Genomic DNA, 5,849 nt, shown 5'->3' with positions numbered 1-5,849 from the left:
AGCGGGGACCCGACCTTCGCCGAACTGCTGGACCGTGTGCGGGACACCGCCCTGTCCGCCTACGCCCATCAGGACGTGCCCTTCGAGCGTCTGGTGGACCTGCTCAATCCCCGCCGTTCCCTGGCCCACCACCCGCTGTTCCAGATCATGCTGGTGCTCCAGAACACGGCCGAGGCCGCACTGGACCTGCCCGGCATCGACACCACCCGCGAACGCCTCGACATCACCCACTCGCGTTTCGACCTGACCTTCAGTCTGCGGGAGCGACGCGGTCGTGACGGCAGTCCGCAGGGCCTCACCGGCTGGGTCACGTACGACACCGACCTCTACGACGAAGACACCATCGACACGCTCGTCCAGCGCTGGACACGGTTCCTGGACCTCGCCACGGCCGGTCCGGCCCGGCGGCTCAGCGGGCTCGATCTGCTCACCGACGCCGAGCGGCACCGGCTGCTCGTCACATGGAACGACACCGCGGCCGAGGACCCAACGGCCGCCCCCGTGCCGGTGCTGTTCGAGCGCCAGGTGACCCGGACGCCGGAGGCCTTGGCCGTGGTGTCCGAGGGCGAATCGGCCACGTACGCCGAACTCAACGCCCGGGCGAACCGGCTCGCGCGAGCGCTGATCGAGCACGGCGCCGGCCCGGAGCGCTTCGTGGCAGTGGCCCTGCCCCGCTCCGTCGACCTGGTGGTGGCGTTGCTGGCCGTGCTCAAGACAGGGGCGGGGTACCTGCCGGTCGAACCCGACTACCCGGCAGAGCGGATCCGGTTCATGCTCGACGACACCGCGCCGGTCTGCCTGGTCACCACCGCGGGCATGCGGGCGACGCTGCCCGCGAGCCGACAGCCCGTCATCGTCCTGGACGACGGCGGCACGGACGCGTGGATCCGGTCGCAGCAGGACGGGAACCTCGCCGACCCCGACCGGATCGCCGCACTCACGCCCGAGGTCCCGGCCTACGTCATCTACACCTCGGGCACGACCGGCCGCCCCAAGGGCGTCGTCGTCGAACACCGCTCGCTGACCAACTACGTCCTCCGCTGCCCGCGCGCCTACCCGAGTCTCGCCGGCACCACCTTGGTGCACGCGTCTGTCGCCTTCGACGCGAACGTGACCGGCCTGTACGGGGCGCTGATCCACGGTGGGTGCCTCCACGTCGCCCCGTTCGACGAAGGGCTTCCCGAACGGATGCGGAGCGAGGGGGTGTCGTACAGCTTCCTGAAGATGACACCGGCGCACCTCTCGTTGGCGATGAGCGAGCTGCCGGACGATTTCGGGCCGACGGACCAGCTCATGGTCGGCGGCGCCGCCGTCGCCGGCCACGAACTGCGGCGATGGCGTGCCCGTCATCCGGGCGTATCGATCGTCAACCACTACGGCCCGACCGAGGTGACGGTCGGGTGCACCGACTACGTGGTCCCCTTGGACGCGGACCTGACGGCGGGACCCGTGCCCATCGGCAGGCCGATGACCAACCTCCGGGCGTACGTGCTCGACGACCGGCTGTGTCCGGTGCCGCCGGGTGTGCCGGGCGAGCTGTACATGGCCGGCGACGGTGTCGCCCGCGGCTACCTGGGGCGCTTCGCGCTCACCGCGGGACGGTTCGTGGCGTGCCCGTTCGGACCGGCCGGTGCGCGCATGTACCGGACCGGGGACCTCGCGCGGTGGCGTGCCGACGGGAACCTGGAGTACCTCGGGCGGACCGACGACCAGGTGAAGATCCGCGGTTTCCGGGTCGAACCCGGCGAGGCCGAGGCCGTGCTGGCCGGGCACGAAGCGGTGTCCCGGGCCGTCGTGGTCGCCCGCGAGGACCGGCCCGGTGACGTCCGCCTGGTGGCCTACGTGGTCGCGGGCGCCGAGGGCGCCGACGTCACCGCGTTGCGGGACTACCTGCGGGAGCGGTTGCCGGACCACCTCGTCCCGGCGGCGGTGCTGTTCCTGGACGAGATCCCGCTCACTCCCAACGGCAAGCTCGACCGGTCGGCGTTGCCCGTCCCCGACTTCACCCCTGGCTACGGTGCGGCGCGCACTCCTCAGGAAGAGCTGCTGTGCGAGCTGTTCGCCGAAGTGCTCGGCCTGCCCGGGGTCGGGGTGAACGACGACTTCTTCGAGCTGGGCGGACACTCACTGCTGGCGACCCGCCTGGTGTCCCGGGTACGCACGGCACTGGGCGTCGAACTGTCCGTACGGGCCGTGTTCGAGGCGCCGACCGTGGGCAGGCTGGCCCGGCGGGTCGGCCGGGCCTCCGGACAGACGCGGCCCGTCCTGCGGCCGTCGCGTCTGCCCGACCAGGTGCCGTTGTCGTTCGCGCAGCAACGGCTGTGGTTCCTGCACCAGTTGGAAGGCGCGAACCCGACGTACAACGTGCCCATCGTGCTGCGGTTGGTCGGCGAACTCGACGTGGACATCCTGCGGGCCGCTCTCGCCGACGTCGTGGGCAGGCACGAGACTCTGCGGACGGTGTACACGGAGATCGACGGCACGCCGGTGCAGACGATCCTGTCGGCGGACGTGGCCGTTCCGCTGTCGGTGACCGACCTGGAGTCCGCCGGAGTGCGGGAGGCCGTCCAGCGGGCCGCCACGTACGCCTTCGACCTGGCCGACGAGATTCCGCTGCGCGCCTCGCTGTTCCGGGTCACTGACGCCGGGGAGTGGGTCCTCGCGCTCGTGGCGCACCACATCGCCACGGACGGCTGGTCGATGGCTCCGCTGCTGCGTGACCTGTCCCGCGCCTGTGCCGCGCGGGCCGCGGGTGAGCGTCCCTCCTGGGCACCGCTGCCGGTGCGGTACGCGGACTACGCCGTGTGGCAGCGGGACCTGCTGGGCGACCTCGACGACCCCGACAGCGCCATCGCCGGGCAGATCGCGTACTGGGCGCAGGAGCTGGCGGGACTGCCCGAGCAGGTGAGTTTGCGCGGGGACAGGCCACGCCCCGCCGTGGCATCCCATGACGGGGCGGTCACCGGGACCGAGATCCCGGCAGAGGTGCACGCCAGGGTGGTGAGCCTCGCCCGGACGTCGGGTGCCAGCGTCTTCATGGTGCTTCAGGCGGCTCTGGCGGGGTTGTTGACCCGGCTCGGTGCGGGCACGGACATCCCGGTCGGCTCGCCCGTGGCGGGCCGTACCGACGAGGCCCTGGACGATCTCGTCGGGTTCTTCGTCAACACCCTGGTGCTGCGCACGGACACCTCCGGCGATCCCACGTTCGAAGAGCTCCTCGCCCGGGTGCGCAGGACCGCGCTGTCCGCCTACGCCAACCAGGACGTGCCGTTCGAGCGCCTGGTGGACATGCTCAGCCCCCACCGGACGCTGTCGCACCACCCCTTGTTCCAGATCATGCTGGTGCTCCAGAACACCACCGAGGCGACCGTCGAACTGCCCGGGACCACGGTGTTCCGTGAACAGGTCACCGGCCTCGGCTCCCGGTTCGATCTGACGTTCGGCCTGCGTGAGATCCGTGGTGCCGACGGCGGACCACGGGGAATCACGGTGCAACTGGAGTACAGCACCGACCTCTACGATCCGCAGACCGCCGATGCCCTGCTGTCCCGGTGGGTGCGACTGATCGACGCCGTCACCGCCGACCCGGGACGCCGGCTGAGCGCCGTCGACCTGCTGACCCAGGCGGAACGCCGTCGACTGCTGGTGGACTGGAACGACACAGCACGCGACGTCCCCGTGGTGCCGCTGCCGACCCTGTTCGAACAACAGGTCGTCCGTACGCCCGACGTGGTCGCGGTGGTCTTCGGGGACGACTCCCTGAGCTATGCCGAGCTCAACGCCGGGGCGAACCGCCTCGCGCGGCATCTGATCCGCCTCGGTGCCGGTCCCGAACGGGTCGTGGCGCTGGCGGTGCCCCGCTCGGTCGACATGGTCGTGGCGCTGCTGGCTGTCCTCAAGTCCGGGGCCGCCTATCTGCCGATCGATCCCGGGTATCCGGCGGAGCGGATCCGGTTCCTGCTGGACGACACCCGGCCCGTCTGCCTGCTCACGACCACCGGCACGCTCGCGGACGAGGGGGCGGCGCTGCTGCTCGACGACCCGGGGCTGGCCCGCGTGCTCCACGCGTACGACGACCACGACCTCACCGACGCCGACCGTGACGTCCTGCTGGCGCCCGCGCATCCCGCCTACGTCATCCACACCTCCGGAACCACCGGCAGGCCCAAGGCGGTCGCCATGCCGCACGGCGCGCTGGTCAACCTGATCACAGCCACGCACGCCGAGCCGGGTTCCGCCCGCACGGCGCAGTTCACGTCGCTGAGCTTCGACGTCTCGGCCCAGGAGATCCTCTCCGCCCTGCTGACCGGCCGGACCCTGTGCGTACCGGACGAGGCGACCCGGCGGGACATGACCGCGTTCGCCGCATGGCTGCGGGCGAACGAAGTGCACGAGCTCTACGCCCCGAACCTGGTCATCGACGCGCTGTGCGAGGCCGCCGAGCGGGACCATCTTGCGCTGCCCGACCTGCGCCAGGTGGTGCAGGCGGGTGAGGCACTGGTCGTCGGCTTGGGACTGCGCGAGTTCTTCCGCGCCGGGGACGTGCGCCTGACGAACCACTACGGACCCGCCGAGACGCACGTCGTCACGGCGTTCCCGCTGCCGGACGACGTATCGGACTGGCCCGAGCGTGTGCCGATCGGCTCGCCGATCGCGAACACGCGGGTCTACGTGCTCGACGACCGCCTGCAGCCGGTGCCACCCGGCGTAGCGGGTGAGCTGTACCTCGCGGGCGCGGGCCTGGCCAGGGGATACCGGGGCCGCGCGGGGCTGACGGCAGGGCGGTTCGTGGCGTGCCCCTTCGGTGTCCCGGGCGGACGCATGTACCGAACCGGCGACCTGGCGCTGTGGCGTCGCGACGGCGGGCTGGAGTTCCTCGGCCGGTCCGACGACCAGGTGAAGATCCGTGGCTTCCGGGTCGAGCCCGCCGAGACCGAGGCCGTGCTCGCCGAGCACCCCGAGGTGTCGCGGGCCGTGGTGCTCGCCAGGGCCGACCATGACGGGGCGGCCCAGCTCGTGGCCTATGTCGTGCCCATGGTTCCCGGGCAGGCGAGCGAGCGCGCGGTGCGGGAGTTCCTGCGCGAGCGGCTGCCGGACCACCTGGTCCCGGCCGCCGTGGTGGTGCTGGACGCTCTGCCGCTGACCCGGAACGGCAAGGTGGACCGGCAGGCTCTGCCCGCGCCGGACTTCTTCGCCACGGCGGGGACGGGCCGGCTTCCGCGCACTCCGCAGGAGGAACTGCTGTGCGGCCTGTTCGCCGACGTGCTGCACCTGCACGAGGTGGGGGTCGGCGACAGCTTCTTCGATCTGGGCGGGCACTCGCTGCTGGCGACTCGCCTGGTGTCCCGGATACGTAGGGCGCTGGGTGCCGAGTTGTCGGTCCGGACGGTCTTCGAGGCACCCACGGTCGCCGACCTGGCGCTGCGGATCGAGCGCGCCTCGGGTGTCGTACGGCCCGCGTTGGTGCCCGTCCCGCGCCCCCACCGGGTCCCGGCGTCGTTCGCCCAGCAGCGGCTGTGGTTCCTGGACCAACTGGAGGACGTCGGCTCGCTGTACAACATCCCCATCGCGCTGCGGCTGACCGGCGCCGTCGACCCGGACGCGCTCGCGGCGGCGTTCAACGACGTCATCGACCGTCATGAGGCCTTGCGAACGGTCTTCACCGAGATCGACGGCGCTCCGGTGCAGACCGTCCTCGACCCCGGCAGGGCGGTCCCGCTGCCGGTCGTCGACGTCGCGCCGGACGACCTTCCCGCCGTGCTGTCCGAGGTGGTGGGGTATCGCTTCGATCTGGCGGCGGAGGTCCCGGTTCGGGCGGTGCTGGTGCGGGTGGCCGGCGGCGGGGAGTG

The 5,849-nt window shown here is 71.7% G+C and carries 1 protein-coding gene; it reads left to right on the top strand.

What is annotated here, in order from left to right; translation table 11 throughout:
* The coding region (locus tag ABZ098_RS44800; RefSeq protein WP_356600853.1) for an amino acid adenylation domain-containing protein at nucleotides 1-5,849 on the top strand (5,849 nt) is incomplete at both ends.

Origin of the sequence: Streptomyces sp. NPDC006335 (genome assembly GCF_040612795.1) — a bacterium.
GTDB lineage: Bacteria > Actinomycetota > Actinomycetes > Streptomycetales > Streptomycetaceae > Streptomyces.
Note: the sequence above shows the minus strand (reverse complement) of the source record. Positions and strands in the feature narration are given on the sequence as shown.